This is a genomic window from Agathobaculum sp. LCP25S3_E8 (genome assembly GCF_052117165.1).
In the GTDB taxonomy this organism is placed as follows: Bacteria; Bacillota; Clostridia; order Oscillospirales; family Butyricicoccaceae; genus Agathobaculum.
The window spans coordinates 15332-38202 of the sequence record NZ_JBQKJR010000032.1; the positions used below are offsets into that span (position 1 = coordinate 15332).

The window sequence follows — 22871 nt, forward strand, 5'->3', positions numbered from 1 at the left end:
GCTCGGAACCGAATGGTTCCGAGCCTTTGTTGTGTTCACGTTTGATTTACTCGTTATTTCCCCGATAATAGCGGATGAGCGCCTGTGTTCCCAAATCGCCCATCCCTTCAGCCTCCAAATCGCCGTACATCGTGCAGACCCGCTCGAGTACAGGCAGCGAACCAAAGCCCTGTCCCTGCGCAATTTTCATGTCTTTGATGAAATGCTTAAGGAAGAATCCGGGTGCATAATCCTCCCGCATCATCTTTGGCATCAGGTTTTCCATCTGCCATGAACCGGCTGCGCCCTTGGAAATGCTGTCCAGCATTTTCTGCGTGTCCAGTCCCGCCCGCTCGGCATAGGCCAACGCTTCGCTGACGCCTGCAATCGTGCCTGCAATGGCAATCTGGTTTGCCATCTTGGTATGCTGACCTGCTCCTGCCGGACCTTCATATACAATCTGCTTGCCCATTGCCTCAAACAGTGGCAGACAGGCCTGAAAATCAGTTTCCTGACCGCCCACCATGATGGACAATGTGCCATTCTTTGCGCCCGTGTCACCGCCCGAAACCGGCGCATCAAGCACATGCAGACCACCCGCTGCGCCTTCTTCGTAAATTCGAACGGACAGCTTTGGGTCAGTTGTGGTCATGTCAATCAAATAGGTACCCGGCTTAGCGGTTGCAAGAATCCCCTCCTGTCCGAAGTAAACCTGCTCAACGTCCTTTGGATAACCCACCATCGTAATCACCGCATCTCTGCCGGATGCACACGCTGCCGCAGAATCACACCATGTCACATTGTTTTCTGCCAGAAAATCCTCCAGCTTGGATTTGGTACGTGAATAAATCGCCACATCATAACCTGCTTTGAGCAGATTCTTTACCATGGAACGTCCCATTACGCCTACGCCAATGAATCCGATTGAATGCATTTTTCTTCCTCCCATCCAAAATCTATAGTCAACGATCTTTGAGCGATACATATCCTGTTGCCGGCTGCACACAGCGATAGGCCGGACGGATAATCTTGTCCGTATTCACCAGTTCTTCCAGCCGATGGGCACTCCAGCCCACAATACGGGCGATCGCAAACACCGGTGTGTACAGCTCGGGTGGCAGTCCCAGCATAGAGTACACAAAGCCGGAATAGAAATCGACATTTGCCGAAACACCCTTATAGATGTGACGCTCATGCGCGATCACCTCGGGTGCAATCCGTGCAACGAGAGAATAGAGCGCAAAATCTGCATCCCTGCCCTTTTCGTGAGCTAACTGCCCGACGAAAGATTTAAACACCTCGGCACGGGGATCCGAGATGGAATAAACCGCGTGGCCTAAGCCGTAAATAAGGCCTTTACGGTCAAACGCCTCCCGGCGCAACAAACGGCCCAGATAGTCTGCTACGGCTTCTTCGTCAGTCGTATCCGTTACATTCTTCTTTAAATCCTCAAACATCTGAACGACCTTATAATTTGCACCGCCATGTTTTGGCCCCTTGAGTGAGCCAAGCGCTGCGGAAATCGCCGAATATGTATCCGTGCCCGACGAGGTGACTACATGGGTGGTAAACGAAGAGTTATTGCCGCCGCCGTGCTCCATATGCAGCACCAGCGCCAGATCCAGCACGCTGGCCTCCAATGGTGTATACTGCATATCCGGCCGCAGCATACGCAAGAAGTTAGATGCCGTGGACAGGCTGTCCGACGGATAATGGATGTACATACTTTCGCCGCGCTCATAATAATTATACGCGTGGTAGGAATAGACCGCAAGCATGGGGAACACCGAAATCAACATCAGGCACTGACGCAGCACATTGGGTAGCGTAATCTCATCAGCATTATTATCATAGGATGCCAGCGTCAGCACGCTGCGGGAAAGGCTGTTCATCATATCATGCGTCGGTGCTTTCATGATGACGTCACGTGTAAAGTTGGTCGGCAAGGTACGTCCCTGCGCCAACAGATTTTTGAAGTCGCTCAGTCGCTTTGCATCCGGCAATTCACCGAAAAGCAGCAGATATGTAACCTCCTCATAGCCCTTGCGCCCATCTCGCATGAATCCCTGCACCAAGTCATTTATCTTGATGCCACGATAGTACAGTTCGCCATCACAGGGAACCAACTGACCGTCTACCTCTTTTTTGGAGATGATATCCGATATGTGTGTCAGTCCCGCAAGCACGCCTTCACCATTCAGGTCACGCAAGCCACGCTTCACGTCGTACTCTTTGTACAGCGCAGCGTCTATGCGATCATGCCTCGCACAAAGCGACGCCAACGCCTCGACCCGCGGCGTGACCTGCAAGATATCGTGTTCTGCCGTCATATAGTATCCACCTTTCCATTATATACTATCCCATGTATATATTGTATCGGGAAATACGCAAGGCTTCAACGACAATTCGGTAACATCCTGTTAATAAACTGTGAATTTTGTTCGGAATGCAATATTTTCCCATCCGCATATTAGATTGCATCCGTCTGTCTAATAAAAAAAGAAGGCACATATGTGCCTTCTTCTGCATCATCGAATGTAATTAAACATAGTGCGGCTATGTGTCTCCGGCGGAGCGATACCGGCTTTATCAATGACCTTTAGCATCCATGCGATATTGCGGCCGAGCTTTTCAATGACTTCCACACCCTCAATATCCTGCTTGCACTCACCGATGTCCGCTCCATGCACGGCGTTCCAGTAATCCGAAGTGACCAATACCATTTCCATGGCATCCATCAAACCCAGCAGTTGCTGATACGTCTCCATACCACCCGAACGACGCAGCGTGCACAACGCCGCACCGACTTTGTGGTGGAATTGATTTTCACCACAGCAGGCCGCCAGCATGATCCGATCCATTACACACTTCATGCTGCCCGCAATGCCTCCGTGATACACGGGCGAGGCCAACACGATCGCGTCTGCCGCAATGCACTTCTCAATAATTTCATTAACACCGTCATCCGCCTGTATGCAGCGCAGCGTATTGTTATTTAGGCAATGGTAGCATGCCATGCACGGATGCACCTTTGCACCGGGCTGACAGACTTCAAACTCGATGCCCTCCTTTGCCAGCACACCGCCGAGCACTTCCAGCATCTGCGCGCAGTTGCCGCCCTTGCGCGGCGAACCATTGATCGCTACAACTTTCATTTTTCTTGTCCTCCTTTTTGCATATGAACCAAATGGAACTTTTTCAATCAATATGCTTTTCGTTCTCCAGCCGATACAGCCGCATAACCACCAAGGTATGGTTAAGCTGCGGCCCCATTAAAAGAATCATGCTGACAATATACAGCCACAACATCAGCACAATGATGGCACCAAGCGAGCCGTACAGCACAGAGTAGCTTGCCATATTGTCTACATAAAACGAAAAGCCCCACGAAACCAGCAGCCATGCCACCAAAGAAAATAATGCCCCCGGCCACACCTCCCGAAACTTCAAGTGCAGATTGGGTACAATGCGGTTAAACAACATCAAAAATACAAAAATGAACGGAATCATCACCCAGAAGCTGGCGTCGTGCGTCATATTGAGTACCGGCTGCGGAATCGGTGCCAAGCTCGGCAGCAGGCGAATCAATGCTTTGCCCGCAACGACCAGCACAAAGCTGCACACAACCGATACCAAAAAACCCGCCGTGATGCCAAACGAAATCAGCACATCCCAAATCATACCACGCGCAACCTCAACATGATAAATATCATTCACCGTGCGCATCATCGAACGCACTGCGCGCGAAAGGAAATACAACGTCAACCCGATACCAATCAGCATGGGACTGACCGGCGGCGTTGCCGCAAGTTGATCTAAATAGGAAATAATTAACTGCTGCAAACTCTTAGGCAGCATTTCCAGCACCGGTTCAATCCCCTCCATCGACAGGTTTAACCGAGCCAGAAGTGCGTTCAAGAAAATCAACAGCGGAAAGAGCGAAAACAGCAGGAAATACGACAATTCTGCTGCGGCCTGTGGAATGCCATCCGAAAAATACCGGTAAACCATGCGCTTGACCAAATAGAAAAAGCGGTTTTGTCCGTTCATGGCCCCCTCCTCTTTCCTCCGCAGTTTTTATTATTGTACCAGCTTTTTTTCGTATTTACAACTTGCGTTTTCCGCTACAGTGCTGTATACTGTTCATAATAGAACATTTGTTCTGATTGGAGGGATGAAAATGCCGACCAACCGTACCACAACCTGTTGCTTTTCAGGCTATCGTGTCGAGAAAATGCCCTTTTCGGCGAACGATCCTCGTATCGATACATTGACTGCTGCGCTTGACCACGCAATTGCAAATGCCTCGGCACAGGGATACTCAGTATTTTTTTCCGGCATGTCCACCGGTTTTGACCTATGGGCTGCTGAGGCCGTGCTGCGGGCGCGAGGTACACTGCCGGTGCAGCTATTCTGTGCCATTCCATTTGACCGTCAGGCCGACCGCTACCCTCCCGAATGGAAGCAACGCTTCAATCATTGTCTGCTTGCAGCCGACCGCGTATTCGCCCTGTCCCGCGATTACTATACCGGATGCTATGCGGCGCGCAATCGCTTTATGGTCGACGCCTCCTCCCTGCTCATCTGCTATTTTGACGGCAAACCGGGTGGCACCGCGCAGACCGTCCGTATGGCAGCACAAAACGGTCTGCGGATTGTCAATCTGGCAGACGGACAATTGCAACTCTTTTAAACCGGAAGATAGAAAAACGCCCTCCGATGCATGATGCGTCGAAGGGCGTTTGCTTTTTCGGAAAAAACGCTTGATTAGTCTACCTTGACCGTCCAGCCCAGCTCATCGGGCAGCATACCCCACTGGATACCGGTCAGTGTGTCATACAGCTTGTGGGTGATAGGACCGATCTCGCCATTGTTGATGTAGGCCACATCACCTTCATAGCGCAGCTCACCCACCGGAGAGATAACCGCCGCAGTGCCAGTGCCGAATACTTCTTCGAGCTTACCTTCCTTAGATGCCTTCATGACATCCACAATCGGCAGGCGCTCCTCAGATACCGGAATACCCCAGTGCTTGAGCAGATCGATGCAGCTCATGCGGGTCACGCCCGGCAATACCGTACCCACGCAAGGAGCGGTATAAACCGTGCCGTCAATTTTGAAGAAGCAGTTCATCGATCCAACCTCTTCGACATACTTATGCTCTACACCGTCCAGCCACAGGGTCTGCTCATAGCCCAGATCGTGCGCCTTAACCTGCGAAATCAGGCTGGCCGCGTAGTTACCGCCGCACTTGGTAAAGCCGGTACCACCGGGGCATGCACGGGTATACTCATCCTCAACAAAAATCTTGACCGGATTGATGCCGGTGGAGTAATACGCACCAACCGGTGAGCAGATGATGATGAACTGATGGGTCTTGGACGGACGCACACCGAGATGCGGCTCGGTCGCAATGACAAATGGGCGGATGTACAGGCTGGTACCCGGCTGATGCGGTACCCAATCCTTCTCGACCGACACGATTGCCTTGACCGCCTGCACAAAATCCTCTACCGGCAGGCTGGGCAAGCACATACGGTGATTGGTATTGATCATACGCTGCGCGTTCTTGTCCGGGCGGAACAACTGGATCGAGCCATCCGGCGTGCGGTAAGCCTTCAATCCTTCAAAGGATTCCATGGCATAGTGCAGCACCATCGCCGCAGGATCAATCGACAGCGGCTCGTACGGCACGATACGGGCGTCATGCCAGCCCTGCTCCTCATCATGGTCGATGACTAGCATATGATCGGTATAATAGATGCCGAAACCCAGTTTATTTTCGTCCGGCTTGGGCTTTTTTTGGTCTGTAAGCTGTGTTCTGATCTGCAGCATGGTGGATTCACTCTTTCTGTTATAGGTTTTGTACTCTTTCATTATAGCACTTTGCCAAGATAAAGCAAGGCGTTTTTTTACAAGAAGGATGACAAACCATCTGCTTTTTGTTATAATATGTTCGTATAATTTGCTGAAAGGAGTGACCGCGTATCCCTCGCAAACTGAAAAAGCTGCTCAGCCTTGTACTCTGCGCAGCCTTCCTCACTGTCCTTCTCCCCGCACCGGCCCACGCGCTGACATTAACCGCGGTCAACGATACGCTTCTGCCCTTGTCCGACAGCACCATGCCGACACGGCTGGGCGGTGAGCTATATGTCCCATACAGCGTATTCTCTGCTCTGGGTGTTTCGGCTTCCAGCGAGGATAATGTACTGAACCTATCTTCCGGCGGAGAAACGCTCAGTTTTTCTACTACAGAAGGATATGTATACGACCAGAACCTAAACAGCTATTCCACCCCGGCTTATGATATGAACGGATCGGTTTATGTGCCTGTCAAGCTGTGTTGTGGGAAATTTGGACTGAGCTATTCCACACTGTCTGCCTACGGCGAAACCGTGCTTCGGATTACGGACGGTTCTGCCTCCAGCGACTCTTCTTTCGCCTCTGCTCAAAGCAGTGCTATCGAAAGCGCAATTAACGCATATAAGGGCATTACGCCTTCCCAACCCTCGGATAATGTGCCGCCCACGCCGCCGCAGCCGACGGAGCCGCCTATTCCAGAGGTGGAAGAGCAACCTGCTCAAAAGCCTGCCCGTGTGTACTTAACCTTTTACGGCGCACCAACGACCGGCACAACACCCGCTATCTTGGATGCACTGCAAAGCGCCGGACGACTGGCAACGTTTTTCCTGCCGACCGACACCTCAGCCTGGCCGGATGACATAATCCGCCGCATTGTCGCAGAGGGACATACCCCTGCCCTCCTGCTCAATGCAGATGAACAAACTTCCTCGGAGGACATGCTCGCTTCGCTGACTGCCGCCAATGATCGGCTGAACTTTCTGACCGGTGTATCCGCCCGCATTATCTCCAACGATACCGGCTGCAACAAGCTGACACAGGCGCAGCGCGATGCGTTAACCGGAGCAGGCTATCGGCTGTGGGACGCTACGCTCAATTGTGGGGACGATACACAGTCCTCGGCACGCGCCTATGCTACCACTGCGCAGCAATTTGCCTCAACCACCGCAACCATTATCCTCAGACTGCACCACAGCCGTAACACCGCACAAACCGTACAGTTATTGACCGGCTATATGTCCCGTCAGGGGATTCCATCCTCGCGTGTTACCTTTGGCACCACGCCCATCAACAGTGCTTCCGACACCCGATAACTCCAAATATCGCAAAAGCAGGCCGCTTGCGGCCTGCTTTTTCTCATACTTATATGCGTTTTCGGATATGCTCCAGCGCCCCCTTTTCCAGCCGAGACACCTGCGCCTGTGAGATGTGGATTTCATCGGCTACCTCCATCTGAGTGCGCCCCTCGAAAAACCGCAGACGGATGATGCGTTTCTCCCGCTCGTTCAGGCTGTCAATAGCCTCCCGCAGCGCGATGCTGGCAAGCCACTGATCATCGGTATTTTTATTATCCCCTACCTGATCCATCACACAGACCGTATCTGTGCCATCATGGAACACCGGCTCAAACAGTGAGACCGGGTCAAGGATGGCGTCCAACGCCAGTACAACCTCTTCCTTCGGCATATCCATCAGCTTTGCCAGTTCCACAATGTCCGGCTCGCGCTGATGCTCGCGCACAAACGCCTCCTTGGCCTGCAATGCCTTGTAAGCGGTGTCCCGCAGACTGCGCGATACTCTCAGTGCGCTGTTATCGCGCAGATACCGCCTGATTTCCCCAATAATCATCGGCATGAACATACAAAGTCGAAAACAGCTATCCCGCAGAGGATTGACGCATCTCTGCGCCTTCAATCACATAGAATATCTCTATTTTATCGTTTTGCAGCACGATTCGTTGCACACAAGCACGCACCAACGCCTGCTTCTCTGTATCGCTCAGTCGGTCCCAGCAAGAGCCTATTGTTTGCAGCGCCTGCCGCGCAGCATCCTGTTCCTCTTGTCGTTCAGCCTGCTGCGCACGCTCCAGCGCCTGCTCCGCACGGCTGCATTCGCGCCTGGCGCGAGCTATCGCGTCCCGCAGGGTATCATCCTCCCCTTCCGCAAACAGCTCATATAAACGGCGCAGCTTGCGCTGTGCACGCTCGAGCGCGCGCCGGCATTCCGCAGGCTCTTTTTTACTGCCACGCGGAAAAACCGGCTCGGCGGCCAGCCGGGACAAGTCACGGATAACGACCGACTCCACCTGCCGCGCCATCACGCCTCGATTCGGACAATTTGCATCGTGTATCAGATGCGGCTTTGATTTATCTCTCGAATAGCATACCAGTTTATCACCTGCGCCGCCCCATTTCTGGTAACGCATTTTCGCTCCGCAATGCCCACAGACCAGAAGCCCGGTCAGCAGTTTACCGGATGGGGCGGCACGCGGCTTATCCACGCGCTGCAAACGCTGCCGAACGCGTTCAAACGTCTTTTTGTCAATGAGCGGCTCGTGCCGCCCGGAATATGTCTCCCCACGATAAACTATCACCCCTGTGTTGCTCTCCCGCAGCAGAATCTGCCGCACGAGATGTTCATATTTCAGTCCCAGTTCACGCGCAATCCGTCCGGTCGACTGGCCCTCCAGATACCGCGCATAGATTTCGCGTACGGTTTCCGCGTCACTGTTCGGCACCAGAATCCCCTTATCCGCGTCATAGTCATACCCAAACGGAATTTTGCCGCCACCCGGCCAATATCCCTGCTTAACACGTTCCACCATCCCCATACGGGTACGCAAAAAAATGTTTTCTCGCTCAAGCTGTGCAAAAGCAGATAAAATGCCAATCATTGCGCGCCCATATGGACTGCCGGTGTCAATATTCTCATTGATGGAAACAAAGTCCACGCCATGCGGCAAAAAAACGTCCTCGATAAGGTAAAGCGTATCTTTCTGGCTGCGGCTGAGACGGTCCAATTTATAAACCACCACGCGCTCCACATTGCCGGCGCGTATTGCCTCCACCAGCTGGGTGATTGCCGGTCGTGTCAGATTGGAACCGGAAAATCCACCATCCACATAACGCTCAAACTGTTCAATACCTTTCATGCGGCAATACGCTTCGAGTTTTTCTGCCTGCGCTGCCAGCGAATAGCCTTCATCTGCCTGTGCCTCGGTAGAAACGCGCAAATAAAGCGCTGTATGCTTCATATTTCATCCCTTCCGAGACTGCATCCCTCCGTTTCCAGTATAGCAGAGGGGACGGTATCGGGCAATGGAAGCTGCTGCCTGCTGCGCACCTCGCCCAGCAAAGCACCGATTCCCTCCCTATCCAGCAGCAACGGCGGCATTGCACCATGCAGACGTCTGCCGTTTAAATACCGTATCACCTGCATCTCATCACGCCCTTTCCACTCCTATTTTGCCCAATTTCTCACCAATCCAGTCTTTGCATAAAGCGCTACAGAAATTGCCCAAAATCTACTCAAATAATACTTGTGGAGCGCTGGGGACAAGGTGTATAATGTGGATATAATAGTTTGTCTGCGACTATCTTTCGCACTGGACAAACCCATTAAAATGGAGGAGAGTGCAATATGTTTGAAAATCTGATTGCTACGCTGAAGGCTGACAAGCGCAAGATCGTATTTACCGAAGGTCCCGATCCCCGTATTCTGGAAGCTGCTTCCCGTCTCAAGAAAGACGGTCTGCTGGATTCCATCCTGGTTGGTAATGTGGACGAAGTGAAAGCGGCAGCGCAGGCCGGCGGCTTCGATATCGAAGGAATGGAAATCATTGACCCTGCAACCTATCCCGAAATGGACGAGATGGTCGCCAAGATGGTCGAACTGCGCAAAGGCAAGATGACCGAGGAGCAGTGCCGCGCTGCGCTCGCAAAGGGCAATTATTTCGGCACGATGCTGGTTAAGATGGGCAAGGCGGACGCCCTGCTCGGCGGTGCTACTTACTCCACTGCGGATACCGTTCGCCCTGCGCTCCAGATCATCAAGACCAAGCCGGGCAACAAGATCGTAAGCTCCTGCTTTATTCTGCGCCGCGACGCAAAGGACGGCGGCGACGAGATATATGCTATGGGCGACTGCGCAATCAACATCAATCCCGGCGAAGACGATCTGGTTGAAATTGCGATCGAGACCGCTAAGACTGCCAAGGCTTTCGGCATCGACCCCAAGGTTGCCATGCTGTCCTACTCGACCAAGGGCTCCGGTAAGGGTGATACGGTTGATATGATGCGTAATGCAACCGAAAAGACCAAAGCCGCTGCACCGGAGCTTGCTGTTGACGGCGAACTGCAGTTTGATGCAGCCTTCTCCCCGGTGGTTGCTGCGACCAAGTGCAAGGGCTCCCCGGTAGCCGGTCAGGCCAACACCTTCATCTTCCCGGATATCAATGCCGGCAACATCGGCTATAAGATCGCGCAGCGTCTGGGCGGCTTCGAAGCATATGGCCCGATCCTGCAGGGTCTGAACGCGCCGATTAACGACCTGTCCCGCGGCTGCAACGCGGATGAGGTTTATCAGATGGCGATTATTACCGCAGGCCTGAAGTAATTTCTCCCCTGCGCATTCTCAGAACACTGAACTTGCAAGGGCCGAAACCTATTTTCGGCCCTTGTTTGCTCTACGGGACAGCAACAGACAAAGGAGCGTGCCTATCATGAACCAGAAACCGATGATTGTTTTGTTATGTGTTCTTGCGCTGTGCGGTGCACTGGCCTTTGTGCTGACGCCCTATTCTGTTGCACCGCAAGCTGAACAGCTAGAGGTTTGGCGTGTGCAGCGCATGATCGGCAATGCAGAATTTGAAGAGCTCACCTCGCAAATCAATTTGACGCAGCTGTCAGAATTGCTCACATCCTGCAAAGCGTCCCGCCTGCCGTTTTATCAACAAAGCTACTCGCTCGATACCGTGCAATACGAAATCGACGCGCACCACAAAGGGGAACCGCTGCATTTCGTTCTGGGCAAGAACAGCTTCGTCTACGAAAGCGCACCGTGGAACCACCATCTGCGCGACGCACAGGCACTGATTGACGCGCTGGACGACATGCTGCCGACAAGCATCGCAGCATAAAAAAGGACTGACAAAAGTCAGTCCTTTTTTTGTTCCTCTTGTTGTTTCTGCGCACGCGCTTTCTCTGCCGCGCGGCGACGCTCCTTTGCCGAAACCGGCGGGCGCTCTTCTTCTTTAATCGCAACAAACTCACCGGTAACCGGATCAAGCTGTCGCGGTCCCCGGTAGTCATTGGTATCTACGGACAAGCCACGCTTTTTCAGCAGGCTGCAAACCACCTCGGTCACCGCACTGTAGAGTACGGCAAACAGCGGCACGCCGACCGCCATGCCGACAAATCCAAACACACCGCCAAACAGCAAAATGGCAAACATGACCCAAAAGCTCGACAGGCCGGTTGAATTACCCAGAATCTTGGGGCCCAGGATATTGCCGTCAAACTGCTGCAACGCCAGAACAAACAATACAAAATACACTGCCTGCACCGGACTGATTACCATAATCAGAATGGTGCTTGGGATTGCGCCGATAAACGGTCCGAAAAACGGGATAATATTGGTCACGCCAATGATAACCGAAATCAGCAGTGCATACGACTGATCCATGGTCATCAGCCCGAAGCCGATCAGCAAACGCAAGCCAATAAAGCACAGCACGCCGATAATCAAAGAATCGATGAGCTTGCCCGTAATAAAACCACCGAATACACGGTGTACATACGCAACGCGCCCCATAATACGATTCGCTCGGTTGATGGAAAACAGGCTATATGTCATCTTTTTAGCCTGTGCACAAAACGTGTCCTTGCTGTTGAGAATATACAGCGCAATGATGATACCAATCAGAATATCGAATAATACGGAAACCGTCGTCACAACGCCGGTCATCAGCGCAACGAGCTGCGGTAACGCAATATTCTGCACCCAGTTGACAATTTGCTGAGAAAACTCCTCATAAAGCTGAAGAAAATTACGCTCGATTACCGGATTATCCTTAAGCAGGGATGCCACCCAGCCGGAAATCTCATTGAGATAGGTATCCATAGATTCAAGCAGCGAGAAAACACTCACTATCAGCTGCGGAAGCACCATCCAAAGCAGAATTCCCACTACGACAATGCCAATCAACAGCGTCAAAATGCTGCATAATCCTTTCGCAATACGGGTTCCGTTCTTCAAGCGACGCGACAGAGGCGGCTGAATCCTCTTATACAGCGCATTAAAAATCGGCATCAGCAAATATGCCATCACGAAGCCGTAGATAAATGGACTGAGAATGCCAAGCAGCTTTTGAAACATCGTCCAGATAATCGGCAGCCACTGCAATAAAAACACGACAATCGCGCTGGAAACAATGACGCAAAACGCGGTCAATCCCCATTGAAAGTAATGCGGATACGCACGAAATTTTGATCTATTTTGCTGTGTCGGCTCCTCCACAGACATACTCCTCTCCTACCGGGTTTTCACCCAACGTCATGATGCAGCAGCCTATTCTTCTTCGCAGTCAAAGAAAATACGCCAGAACAGATACAGCCAGCTTGCCGCAAAAGCAACAAACAAAACGCCGCGGAATTTCTTGAAAAAGCGGGAGAAGCAAGTGCCCAGCCACAATCCCAGGGACAGCAGGCATACCTTGAAAATCGCAAAATCAAAAACAGAAAAGTTCTGCGCCTTGGATACCGCATAATCTGTCCAGCGGCCTGCCTGACTACGCGCATCGTCTGCATAGCGCAGCATTTGCTCTGCACGCGCACGAAGGGCTTCCCGATCGATGTTCTCCAAATAGTTTTTCATAGCTGCTCTCTCCTTTATACATGGGTTTGAGTTGAACGGACGGTTTTCCCGCCCCGAAATTCTTTCGCTACGCTGCATGGCACGGTTCCCATACAGGAAATCCGTCCCAGGCGCATACCGATTTTTTGAGCCAGCTCATCTGCATCCGCACTTGTCGTCTCGCGCAGGGCAGCCTGCAAAATCAAACCGGCCGCACGAGCATCCGATCCTGCCTCATGATGATTCAAGGGAATGCCAAGCGCTTGCGATACCGTATCGAGCTTATGATTTGGCAGCTGCGGCCATACCCGTTGTGCCACCTTCACGGTACACACATAACGGCATTCCGGTACAGGCAAATGATAATGTACCAAACAAGCACACAACACCGCCGTATCGAACATAGCATTATGACAAACCAGCACGCTGCCTTGTGCCAATTCTCCTATGCCCTGCCCCCAAACCACGTCGAATGCAGGCGCATCCACCACCATAGATTCTTTAATATGATTGACACGGACATTTCCCCAGTGGAATTTTCCGACTTGGGCGGGCGGTTTAATGAGCGTTGTCTGTTCTGCCACCAGCACAGAATCTTCAAAAATGCTCACACCCAATGCGCAAGCACTGAGCCGAGACGCGTTGCCGGTTTCAAAATCAAGCGCCACATATCTCATTGGACCGCCTCCCGCCGCGTGGCCTCCGCACGTTCTTTCGCTGTCAGCAGAAAACGGTAAAACGGCGCCAAACGCTGCATGGTTTGCACCATCGGCTGCACAAACGAACCATCCAGCAGCGGCGCAAAGTCCGTGGTCTCACGGAAATCCACACCAATCTCCTTGCGGTTGAGCCAATTCTGATAGTGCGGCTTTGCATCCGGGAACTTCGGTCGCTTATACATTTCCCCGTCCAGATGCATCTGCGGGCAGGACTGCACGGCGTCATAGGCTTCAAGAAACAGCTTATCCTCATGCAATATCATCTCTCGCAGGGATTCCATTTCCCCTCTGCCCCATGCGCCCCAGCAGCCAAAGCCCCAGAACTCAGGATGTATCTCAAAATAATAGCATGGCACGGATTCGTGCTCCTGTCGTTTTCGCCGGAAAAACATCCACATATTGGAGCGATATAGCGTTTTGTCCTTCGTATAACGTGTATCACGCCGCACACGCGACACCATGCGCGATGGAGTGACGACAAACTGTGCATCAATTTCCAGCATCGCGGGTGTCATCTGCGCAATCAATTCATGGAACGGTAGAATAACCTTTTGTTTAATTTCTTCTTTGTGTTCTTCGTAAAAATCCTTGCTGTTTTGCAGGCGGTTCAGCTGCAGCAAATCAATCCCTGCAGCGTTAAAGCCTGTGAATGCCATGAAAACGGGCACCACCTTTCTGTTTATCATTGTACCGCGTTTTCTCTGTTTACGCAACAGGATTTTGCTGTTTCTCGCTGCGAAAACGCAAAATATTGTATGGGTTTCTGCCCTATCTGCCGAAAATATCCAGTGACGCACAAAAAAACCGCCCACGGTATCATCCGCGGGCGGTTTCTCATTTTTGTTTCAGTTCAACACTTTCTGCGTAATCAGCTGCTCTTACGCCTCGGGCGCATACAGAGCCTGCAAACGCTGCAGATGTGCGTAACGCTTGGTGGACTCAACTTCGGATTCCGTGAACAGCTTCTCAGCACGATCCGGGAACGAACGAGTCAGGGCCGAGTAACGCGCTTCGTTCATCATGAACTTGCGGTAATCCTCCGTCTTAGGCTCCTTGGATTCAAGAATAAACGGATTCTTGCCTTCCTCAGCAAGCTGCGGGTTGAAGCGGAACAGGTTCCAGTAGCCGCAGTCAACAGCCTTCTTCATCTCAGCCTGGCAGTTGGTCATGCCGCCCTTGATGGAGTGCATTTCACACGGAGCGTAGCCAATGATGAGGGACGGGCCGTGGTAAGCTTCTGCCTCAGCAATCGCCTTGAGGGTCTGGTTCATGTTCGCACCCATAGCAATCTGCGCAACGTAAACGTAGCCGTAGCTCATTGCGATCTCAGCGAGGCTCTTCTTCTTGGTGGTCTTACCGGAAGCCGCGAACTGAGCCACAGCACCGATGTTGGTAGCCTTGGAAGCCTGACCGCCGGTGTTGGAGTAAACCTCAGTATCGAATACCATGACGTTTACATCCTGACCGGAAGCGAGGACGTGATCCAGACCGCCAAAGCCGATATCATAAGCCCAGCCGTCGCCGCCGAAGATCCAGATAGACTTCTTAGCGAGGTATTCCTTATACGCAAGAACTTCCTTGCAAGCGTCGCAGCCGGCAGCCGCACCCTTTTCAAGCTCGGCAACCAAAGCCTTGGCCGGCTCTGCATTGGCAGCGCCATTGTCCTTGGTTTCCATGAACTTGGCAATCGCATCCTTGGTCGCAGCCGGGGTCTGCTCTGCAGCAGCCATCTCTTCCAGCTTGGAGATCAGGCGCTCACGGATAGCCAGCTGGCCATAGTACATGCCGAGACCGTGCTCCGCGTTGTCCTCGAACAGGCTGTTCGCCCAAGCAGGACCGTGGCCGTTCGCGTCAACGGTGTACGGGCTGGTAGCAGCCGGACCGCCCCAGATAGACGAACAGCCGGTCGCATTGGAAATATACATACGGTCGCCGCAAACCTGTGTAATCAGGCGGGCATAAGAAGTTTCAGCGCAGCCTGCGCAGGAGCCGGAGAACTCAAGCAGCGGCTTCTTGAACTGGCTGTCCTTGACGGAGTTGACCGAGAACATGTCTGCCTTCTCGGAAACCTTGGCTACGCAGTAGTCGAACGCATCCTGCTGGGCTGCTTCCTGCTCCTGCGGCGTCATAGTCAGGGACTTGGTCGGGCACACGCCAGCACATACGCCGCAGCCCATGCAATCGAGCGGAGAAACAGCGAGTGCATACTTATAAACGCCCTTGCCCTTGCCGACCTTGATGTCAACAATCTTGGTCGATGCCGGAGCAGCAGCGGCTTCTTCCTCGGTCAGTGCGAACGGACGAATAGTCGCGTGCGGGCAGACATAAGCACACTGGTTACACTGTACACAGGTATCCTGATTCCAGGACGGAACGGTAACCGCTACGCCACGCTTCTCGTAAGCGGCAGCGCCGTGCTCGAAGGTGCCGTCAACATGCTCACCCGCGAAAGCGGATACCGGCAGGGAGTCGCCGTCCATGCGGCCGATCGGCTCCATAACTTCCTTGACCATCTTAACCACTTCCGGACGGCCCTGCAGATCGCGGGTATCCTCCGGATCAACAGCATCAGCCCAAGCAGCCGGAACATCAATCTTGACGAACGCGGTAGCGCCGGCGTCGATCGCCTTATGGTTCATATCAACGACATCCTGGCCCTTCTTCAGGTAGGACTTGGTAGCCGCATCCTTCATGTAGCCGATAGCTTCTTCCTGCGGCATAACCTTAGCCAGCGTGAAGAAGGCGGACTGGAGGATGGTGTTCGTACGCTTGCCCATGCCGATCTCAATGGCGAGGTCAATCGCATTGATGGTGTAGAGCTGGATATTGTTCTTAGCAATGTAGCGCTTCTCGGAAGCCGCCAGATGATGCTCAAGCTCTTCCGGCGTCCACTGGCAGTTAATCAGGAACACGCCGCCCGGCTTAACGTCACGCACGATCGGGAAGTGCTTGGTGATATAGGACGGGTTGTGGCAGGCAACAAAGTCCGCCTTATTGATATAATACGGGCTCTTAATCGGCTTGTCGCCAAAGCGCAGGTGCGAAACGGTAACGCCGCCGGTCTTCTTGGAGTCGTACTGGAAGTACGCCTGAACGAACTTATCGGTGTGGTCGCCGATGATCTTGATGGAGTTCTTGTTTGCGCCAACCGTACCGTCGCCGCCGAGACCCCAGAACTTGCACTCGGTGGTGCCTTCCGCCGCGGTGTTCGGCGCCGGCTTCTCCTCGAGGGACAGGTAGGTCACGTCGTCGGTGATACCGATGGTGAACTGACGCTTGGGCTCAGCCTTGGTCAGCTCTTCGTATACCGCAAAGACAGAAGACGGCGGGGTGTCCTTGGAACCCAGACCGTAACGGCCGCCGATAACAGTCTTGTCGGTAATGCCAGCGTTAGCCAGCGCGGTAACAACGTCCAGATAAAGCGGCTCGCCCTGTGCGCCCGGCTCCTTGGTGCGGTCGAGAACCGCAATCTTCTTGGCAGTCTCCGGGATAGCGGCAAGCAGCTTGTCCGCACGCCACGGACGGTACAGGCGAACCTTGACAAGGCCGACCTTCTCACCGTGTGCGTTGAGGTAGTCGATAACTTCTTCCGCTACGTCGCAAATCGAGCCCATCGCGATGATAACACGGTCGGCATCGGCAGCGCCGTAGTAGTTGAACAGCTGATAGTTGGTACCGAGCTTGGCGTTAACCTTGCCCATGTACTCTTCTACGATTTCCGGAACAGCCTCATAGTACTTGTTGCAAGCCTCACGATGCTGGAAGAATACGTCGCCATTCTCGTGAGAGCCGCGCATCATTGCATGCTCCGGATTGAGAGCGCGCTTGCGGAACGCTTCCACAGCGTCCATATCGCACATTTCCTTCAGATCCTCGTAATCCCAAACCTCGATCTTCTGAATCTCGTGGGAGGTACGGAAACCATCGAAAAAATTAATAAACGGAACGCGGGATTTCAGGGTAGCCAGATGCGCAACCGCACCCAGATCCATGACTTCCTGCGGATTGGTCTCAGCCAGCATAGCGAAACCGGTCTGACGGCAAGCCATAACGTCAGAATGGTCACCGAAGATGTTCAGCGCATGGGATGCAACCGTACGCGCGGAAACATGGAACACACAGGGAAGCAGTTCGCCTGCGATCTTGTACATATTCGGGATCATCAGCAGCAGACCCTGCGATGCAGTGTAGGTCGTGGTCAGCGCGCCGGCTGCCAGAGAACCGTGAACCGTACCTGCGGCACCCGCCTCGGACTGCATTTCGATTACCTTAACGGTAGTACCGAAAATGTTTTTCTGACCTGCGGCTGCCCACTGGTCTACGCTGTCTGCCATGGGGCTGGACGGGGTAATCGGATAAATACCCGCGACCTCGGTAAACGCATACGACACATGTGCCGCAGCAGTGTTACCGTCCATGGACTTCATCTTTCTTGCCATGTTTATATCCTCCTATTCAGTTATAACATGCTGAAGGGGTGAAAAGCCTTTTCGCCTGATTTTTGACACGGGAAAAAGCCGTCTCCACCGGCCGTTTTTATTCTATCACTCCTCACCAAAAATGTAAACACTTAATATGACAAATTCGTAACAATTCCCCGATTATTGACAAAGATTTCGCATTATGAAACAACAATCTCATACTGTTCCAAAATGTTACACTTCCTTTGCAGTTGTCGTTTTGCATTGCGGAATCGACAAAATTGTAGTATATTAATAAAGTAAGTCTTTTGGCATCATGGGAGGGAGTTCGATGGTTGCGCGCGTTTTTTCCGCAGGTCTGAGCGGAATCGACGGTTATATCGTCACCGTCGAATGCCTGCCCTCGAATGGCCTGCCCCGTCTGGATGTGGTCGGTTTGCCGACCGGTGCGGTCGCAGAAGCCGGAGAACGTGTACGGGCGGCTGTCAAGTCCTGCTCGTTTGACTGGCCGGTTTCGCGCATCACGGTGAATCTTGCTCCGGCGGATACCCGCAAGGCAGGTACGGCGTATGATCTTCCTATTTTGCTTTCCATCCTTGCGGCTACCGGTCAAATCGAGCCTCTGCCACAGGATTCAATCTTCCTTGGTGAGCTTTCGCTGTCAGGTTTGCTGCGCCCGGTCTGCGGCGCACTTTCCATGGCGCTGGCTGCCCGGGACGCCGGTTTCCGCACGGTTTATGTGCCGACGCAGAACGCGCAGGAAGCATCCTATGCTACCGGTATTACAATTCTGCCGGTCGACAGCCTGCCTGCGCTCATCGCGCATCTGTCAGGCCGCGCGCCGCTGGCGCCATGCCCGCCGCCCGAGCCACCCCCACCAGAGGATAATACATTGGACTTTTCCCATGTGATGGGACAGAACGCCGTAAAGCGCGCACTGGAAATTGCCGCAGCCGGCGGACATAACATTCTGCTTTCCGGACCGCCCGGTTCGGGCAAAAGCATGATGGCAAAGCGCTTTTCCACCATTTTACCGCCGCTGTCGGATAGCGAACGGCTGGAAGTCATCCGCGTCTGGTCGGCTGTTGGCCGTGGACAGGAGGCTGTCGGACGTGCCTCCCGCCCCTTTCGAGCGCCGCACCACACCACCTCTGCCGCCGCTTTGGCAGGCGGCGCGGGTGCAAGCAACCGTCTGCCCACACCGGGCGAGATTTCGCTTGCACATCACGGCGTGCTGTTTCTGGACGAATTGCCGGAGTTTCACCGCGATGTGCTTGAGGCACTGCGCCAACCACTGGAGGATGGTCGAATCACGATTTCCCGTGTTGCGGGACAAGTCACCTATCCCGCTCGTTTTCAGCTTATTGCCGCCATGAACCCCTGCCGCTGCGGCTGGTACGGCACCGAACGCTGCACTTGCTCCAACGCGTCCGTGCAGCAATATCTGCGCCGCCTGTCCGGCCCGCTTCTCGACCGAATTGACCTGCAAATTGCGGTTCAGCCGGTCGAATATGCCGCACTTGCGGCGCGCGGACAGGCTGCTGAGGAATCGTCAGTCTCTATTCGCACCCGCGTTATGGCTGCACGTCAACTACAGTACCGGCGACAGGGCACGGATATCTGTAATGCACACCTTCCGCCTGCGCATCTGTCAGAATGCTGTCCGCTGACAGAGGACGCTTCACAGATGTTTCATGCAGCTTTCGAAAGGCTTGGTTTGACCGCGCGCGCCCACGACCGTGTGTTGCGCATGGCGCGTACCATCGCCGATTTGGCGAACAGCCCGGTTATTGCTCCGGAGCACCTTGCCGAAGCGCTCCAATATCGCGCGCTCGATCGCACCATCGGTAGGTAATTATCCACAGTTTTGTGGAAAAATCTGTGGATATTGTGAATAAGTTTCTGTTTTACTTACTTTTTACAAAAAACGACACACTCATATCCATAAAAATACGCAATTCAATACCCTTTTCCAAGGAGGCCCCTTACTTATGCCACATCCGTTTTTTCGCCGCGCCGGCACACTTGCATTGCTCGCCGCGCTGCTCACACCGCAAGCCGGCGCGCTGTCCAACGTTTCAGCCTGGGCACAGGAAGGCGTTGCCGCGGCGCAGGAAGCAGGACTGATACCCAGCTCACTGGAAACGCGCAGTGCAACAGGCGCCATCACCCGCGCCGAGTTCTGCGGCATCGCCGTCAATGCCTATAAAGCTGTCAGCGGCAAAGCGGTTTTTGCTTCGGGCAAAAAACCCTTCCGCGACTGTGATGATCCGAGCGTTGTCGCTGCCTACGAACTCGGACTGGTCAACGGCCGCGGCGATGGCATCTTCGATCCGGATGCAGAGATTGAACGTCAGGATCTTTGCGTTATGCTGTATAACATTCTGGATGCCGCCGGCATTGACGCTGCCCCAATCGCAGGCGACGCCTGTGTAGAGGATTATCCCGATGTCCCCGAAATCAATTCCTATGCTGTTGATGCCATGATTACCATGGTGGATCACACTGTGGTCAACGGCATTTCCGCTGCTGGACAAACCACCGTACTCGCCCCCAGCGGAACCGCCACACGCGAACAAGCCCTTATTATGGCAACCCGTTTTTGCTCCGCCTTTGAGGGCACCTCGAACAACAGCTCTGACACTACCGACGACTCATGGAAAGAACCGGACCTGACGCTGCCGCAGACAGAAGAAGAAAAGATGGAACTGGTCTATGGTGTGGGCGGTCAGAAATACCAGACTGCCGAGGAAGCAGAAGCCAATATGGTGGAAATTTCCGTTCCGGTCTGGCGTTTGCAGGAGGACGGCACCAAGACCTCTGGCACTGCATATCTGCAGGTAAACCGCAACCTTGCTTCCATCTACGAAGCAGTGTTTGAAGAGATTTACAATGGAGATGAGCAGTTCCCGATTAAGGATGTCGGCTGCTACTCCTGGCGTACGGGCGAACACTCTCAGGGTACTGCAGTAGACATCAACTGGGATGAGAACATGGAAGCAACCATCAACGAGGATGGCTCTCTGACCCCGACCACTGGCTCCTACTGGTTGCCGGGTGAAGACCCCTATTCCATCCCTGAAGGCGGCGACGTGTACAACGCATTCATCAGCCACGGCTTTCTGTGGGGCGGCAATGCATGGCGCAGCAAGCGCGACTATATGCACTTCAGTTATTTTGGTACCTAAAACCAAAAGGTCCTGCCATCAGGCAGGACCTTTTTTCATACTTTCTCATGCAGCAAACGTGTTTTTTTGCTCCAATAATATGCCACGCCCGCCAGATCAGCCAGCACCCAGCTAATTGGCACGGCAACCCATATACCGGTCACACCCACCGAGGGCATTGCAGACAGCAAATAAGCAAGTGCTACGCGCGTACCCAACGAAATCACTGTCAGCACCACCGACATGCCAGGCCGCTTGACCGCGCGATAAAAGCCGTACAAGAGGAACAGCAGACCGATTCCAAAATAGCACGACGCCTCAATCCGCAGATAGCCAACGCCAATTGCAATAATTTCTGTCTCTTCCGACTGGATAAACAGTCCCATCAGCGGACGCGCCAATATACACACCGCTGTGCTGATAACCACACAGAACACAAACGCTGTCCCTACCGCGCTTTTGATTCCGCGTCGAATGCGTTCCTCGTCCCTTGCCCCGTAATTCTGCGCAATAAAGGTCGAAAACGCATTGCCGAAATCCTGCACCGGCATATAGGCAAAGGAATCAATCTTGACCGCTGCGGCAAACGCCGCCATGACGGTTTTTCCAAAGCTGTTGACCAATCCCTGCACCATTAAGATACCGAAATTCATGACCGACTGCTGCACACAGGTCAAAACAGACAGACCGGCAATCTCACGTATAATCCGGCGGTCCCAGCGCATATGACGCCGTTGCACACGCAGCTCTGGAAAACGCAGCAAACAATACGCCGCAATGCCAATACCGGAGACAAACTGCGCCATCACCGTAGCGACCGCCGCACCTGTCACCCCCCAGCGGAACACCAAAACAAACAGCAAATCCAGAACAATGTTGAGCACCGCCGATGCTGCCAGAAACACCAGCGGCACCAATGAATTCCCCACTGCACGAAGCAGATTTGCGAAGAAGTTATATAAAAACGTCGCCAATATCCCAAAAAAGATGTAGAACAAGTATTGCCGCATGAGTGGCGCAACGGTATCCGGTGCATGCAGCACCCGGACAATCCAGTCCAACCCCGCAAAAACCAGTACATTCATCACAACCGCGATAATACCAATCAGCAGGAAGGACAAAAACAAACTGTTTTTCAGACGCTCCATATCCCGTTTGCCAAACTGCATGGCAAAAAACGCACTGCTGCCCATACAGAGCCCCAGCAAAATCGATGTCAGAAACACCATCAGCGTATAGGCCGAACCAACCGCTGCCAGTGCGTCCGCTCCCAGAAACCGCCCCACAATCAGCGTATCCGCTACATTATATAATTGCTGCAGCAGATTGCCAACCATCAGCGGCAGCGCAAACAACAACAGCCGTCGAGTAATGCTTCCTTCTGTCAAATCAAGCGACACAGTCCCATTCCCCTTTCCCACTTTGACTATCCTAACAGAATCCGACAGCAGCGTCAACCATGCACCGCTTTGTTCAACTGTTGGTTGAAAAATCCAACCGCCGGTTAAACTTTGCCTCCATTGTATCTGTCGCAGCCGCATGATAAGATAAAATCACAAAAGGTCCTTTTGAATCTGCTATTATAAGGATGAACGATATGGAACTTTTCATCGGAACCACAATCCTTGCCGCACGCCGCGCTAAGGGACTGACACAGGAAAGTCTGGCTGCGCTGGTTGGTGTATCAGCGGCTGCGGTCAGCAAATGGGAGACCGGAGTTTCACATAATTAAAGATACCACACCAATCCCATGCTGACTTTTGGAGTGATACAATAAAACCGCACACCCAAGGTGGTATAATGAAGAACAGAAAGGGTGTTGAAGATGGGACAGAAATACAGTGCAGAATACAAGGCAGACGTGCTGAAAT

General features: G+C 53.1%; 20 protein-coding genes. 7 read left to right on the forward strand and 13 right to left on the reverse strand.

All coding sequences use genetic code 11. The features are described 5' to 3' along the window. Positions 1-46: 46 nt before the first annotated feature. The 4 genes from ACTQ34_RS11265 to ACTQ34_RS11280 all read right to left on the reverse strand — a co-directional run bounded on the left by ACTQ34_RS11265 (position 47) and on the right by ACTQ34_RS11280 (position 4029). Positions 47-913, reverse strand: a complete 867-nt coding sequence (locus ACTQ34_RS11265; RefSeq protein ID WP_441363907.1) for an NAD(P)-dependent oxidoreductase — start codon at positions 911-913, stop codon at positions 47-49. Positions 914-941: 28 nt separating this feature from the next. After that, a complete protein-coding gene (locus ACTQ34_RS11270) occupies positions 942-2309 on the reverse strand; it encodes a citrate/2-methylcitrate synthase (protein WP_441363908.1) in 1368 nt (455 codons plus the stop codon). A 198-nt stretch (positions 2310-2507) separates the two neighbouring features. Further along, positions 2508-3134, reverse strand: coding sequence for a flavodoxin family protein (locus ACTQ34_RS11275; protein WP_441363909.1), 627 nt, complete (start codon positions 3132-3134; stop codon positions 2508-2510). Positions 3135-3177: 43 nt separating this feature from the next. Continuing rightward, positions 3178-4029: a YihY/virulence factor BrkB family protein gene (locus tag ACTQ34_RS11280; protein WP_441363910.1), complete on the reverse strand. Its 852-nt coding sequence runs from the start codon at positions 4027-4029 to the stop codon at positions 3178-3180. A 130-nt stretch (positions 4030-4159) separates the two neighbouring features. Between ACTQ34_RS11280 and ACTQ34_RS11285 the strand changes: the two genes are divergently transcribed. Beyond that, a complete protein-coding gene (locus ACTQ34_RS11285) occupies positions 4160-4672 on the forward strand; it encodes an SLOG family protein (RefSeq protein WP_441363911.1) in 513 nt (170 codons plus the stop codon). A gap of 74 nt (positions 4673-4746) precedes the next feature. Here ACTQ34_RS11285 and ACTQ34_RS11290 read toward each other — a convergent pair whose 3' ends face one another. Continuing rightward, positions 4747-5814 (reverse strand): branched-chain amino acid aminotransferase, encoded by a 1068-nt coding sequence (locus ACTQ34_RS11290; RefSeq protein WP_441363912.1) that lies wholly within the window; start codon positions 5812-5814, stop codon positions 4747-4749. A 272-nt stretch (positions 5815-6086) separates the two neighbouring features. Here ACTQ34_RS11290 and ACTQ34_RS11295 point away from each other — a divergent pair, with 272 nt between their 5' ends. Then, positions 6087-7154, forward strand: a complete 1068-nt coding sequence (locus tag ACTQ34_RS11295) for a polysaccharide deacetylase family protein (RefSeq protein WP_441363913.1) — start codon at positions 6087-6089, stop codon at positions 7152-7154. A 49-nt stretch (positions 7155-7203) separates the two neighbouring features. On the opposite strand, the gene ACTQ34_RS11300 is transcribed toward ACTQ34_RS11295, so the two are convergent. After that, complete coding sequence (locus ACTQ34_RS11300; protein WP_441363914.1) at positions 7204-7755, reverse strand: sigma-70 family RNA polymerase sigma factor; 552 nt, start codon at positions 7753-7755, stop codon at positions 7204-7206. Beyond that, positions 7718-9094, reverse strand: a complete 1377-nt coding sequence (locus tag ACTQ34_RS11305; RefSeq protein WP_441363915.1) for a recombinase family protein — start codon at positions 9092-9094, stop codon at positions 7718-7720. Before ACTQ34_RS11305 ends, ACTQ34_RS11300 begins: the two co-directional genes overlap by 38 nt. 386 nt (positions 9095-9480) lie before the next feature. Here ACTQ34_RS11305 and pta point away from each other — a divergent pair, with 386 nt between their 5' ends. After that, positions 9481-10455: a phosphate acetyltransferase gene (gene pta, locus ACTQ34_RS11310; protein WP_441363916.1), complete on the forward strand. Its 975-nt coding sequence runs from the start codon at positions 9481-9483 to the stop codon at positions 10453-10455. 106 nt (positions 10456-10561) lie between these two features. Then, entirely contained in the window at positions 10562-10978 is a 417-nt protein-coding gene (locus ACTQ34_RS11315; RefSeq protein WP_441363917.1) for a hypothetical protein, read from the forward strand. Positions 10979-10995: 17 nt separating this feature from the next. On the opposite strand, the gene ACTQ34_RS11320 is transcribed toward ACTQ34_RS11315, so the two are convergent. The 5 genes from ACTQ34_RS11320 to nifJ all read right to left on the reverse strand — a co-directional run bounded on the left by ACTQ34_RS11320 (position 10996) and on the right by nifJ (position 17851). After that, complete coding sequence (locus tag ACTQ34_RS11320; RefSeq protein WP_441363918.1) at positions 10996-12363, reverse strand: AI-2E family transporter; 1368 nt, start codon at positions 12361-12363, stop codon at positions 10996-10998. A 45-nt stretch (positions 12364-12408) separates the two neighbouring features. After that, positions 12409-12714 carry a hypothetical protein gene (locus ACTQ34_RS11325; protein ID WP_373164809.1) on the reverse strand — a complete coding sequence of 102 codons (306 nt, stop codon included), beginning with the start codon at positions 12712-12714 and terminating at the stop codon, positions 12409-12411. Between the two features lie 14 nt (positions 12715-12728). Continuing rightward, the gene (locus ACTQ34_RS11330) at positions 12729-13370 is read right to left on the reverse strand and encodes a 3'-5' exonuclease (RefSeq protein WP_441363919.1); all 642 of its coding nucleotides are present in this window, start codon (positions 13368-13370) and stop codon (positions 12729-12731) included. Next, positions 13367-14068 carry a DUF2461 domain-containing protein gene (locus tag ACTQ34_RS11335; protein WP_441363920.1) on the reverse strand — a complete coding sequence of 234 codons (702 nt, stop codon included), beginning with the start codon at positions 14066-14068 and terminating at the stop codon, positions 13367-13369. Before ACTQ34_RS11335 ends, ACTQ34_RS11330 begins: the two co-directional genes overlap by 4 nt. A 222-nt stretch (positions 14069-14290) precedes the next feature. Further along, positions 14291-17851, reverse strand: a complete 3561-nt coding sequence (gene nifJ / locus ACTQ34_RS11340) for a pyruvate:ferredoxin (flavodoxin) oxidoreductase (RefSeq protein ID WP_441363921.1) — start codon at positions 17849-17851, stop codon at positions 14291-14293. A gap of 313 nt (positions 17852-18164) precedes the next feature. On the opposite strand from nifJ, the gene ACTQ34_RS11345 reads away from it, so the two are divergent. Beyond that, the gene (locus tag ACTQ34_RS11345) at positions 18165-19688 is read left to right on the forward strand and encodes a YifB family Mg chelatase-like AAA ATPase (RefSeq protein WP_441363922.1); all 1524 of its coding nucleotides are present in this window, start codon (positions 18165-18167) and stop codon (positions 19686-19688) included. Between the two features lie 136 nt (positions 19689-19824). After that, on the forward strand, positions 19825-21021 hold the full coding sequence (locus tag ACTQ34_RS11350; RefSeq protein ID WP_441363923.1) for a M15 family metallopeptidase: 1197 nt from the start codon (positions 19825-19827) through the stop codon (positions 21019-21021). 35 nt (positions 21022-21056) lie between these two features. Here ACTQ34_RS11350 and ACTQ34_RS11355 read toward each other — a convergent pair whose 3' ends face one another. Further along, a complete protein-coding gene (locus ACTQ34_RS11355; protein ID WP_441363924.1) occupies positions 21057-22400 on the reverse strand; it encodes an MATE family efflux transporter in 1344 nt (447 codons plus the stop codon). Positions 22401-22597: 197 nt separating this feature from the next. Between ACTQ34_RS11355 and ACTQ34_RS11360 the strand changes: the two genes are divergently transcribed. Next, positions 22598-22732, forward strand: a complete 135-nt coding sequence (locus tag ACTQ34_RS11360) for a helix-turn-helix domain-containing protein (RefSeq protein ID WP_441363925.1) — start codon at positions 22598-22600, stop codon at positions 22730-22732. The last annotated feature ends 139 nt before the right edge of the window (positions 22733-22871 follow it).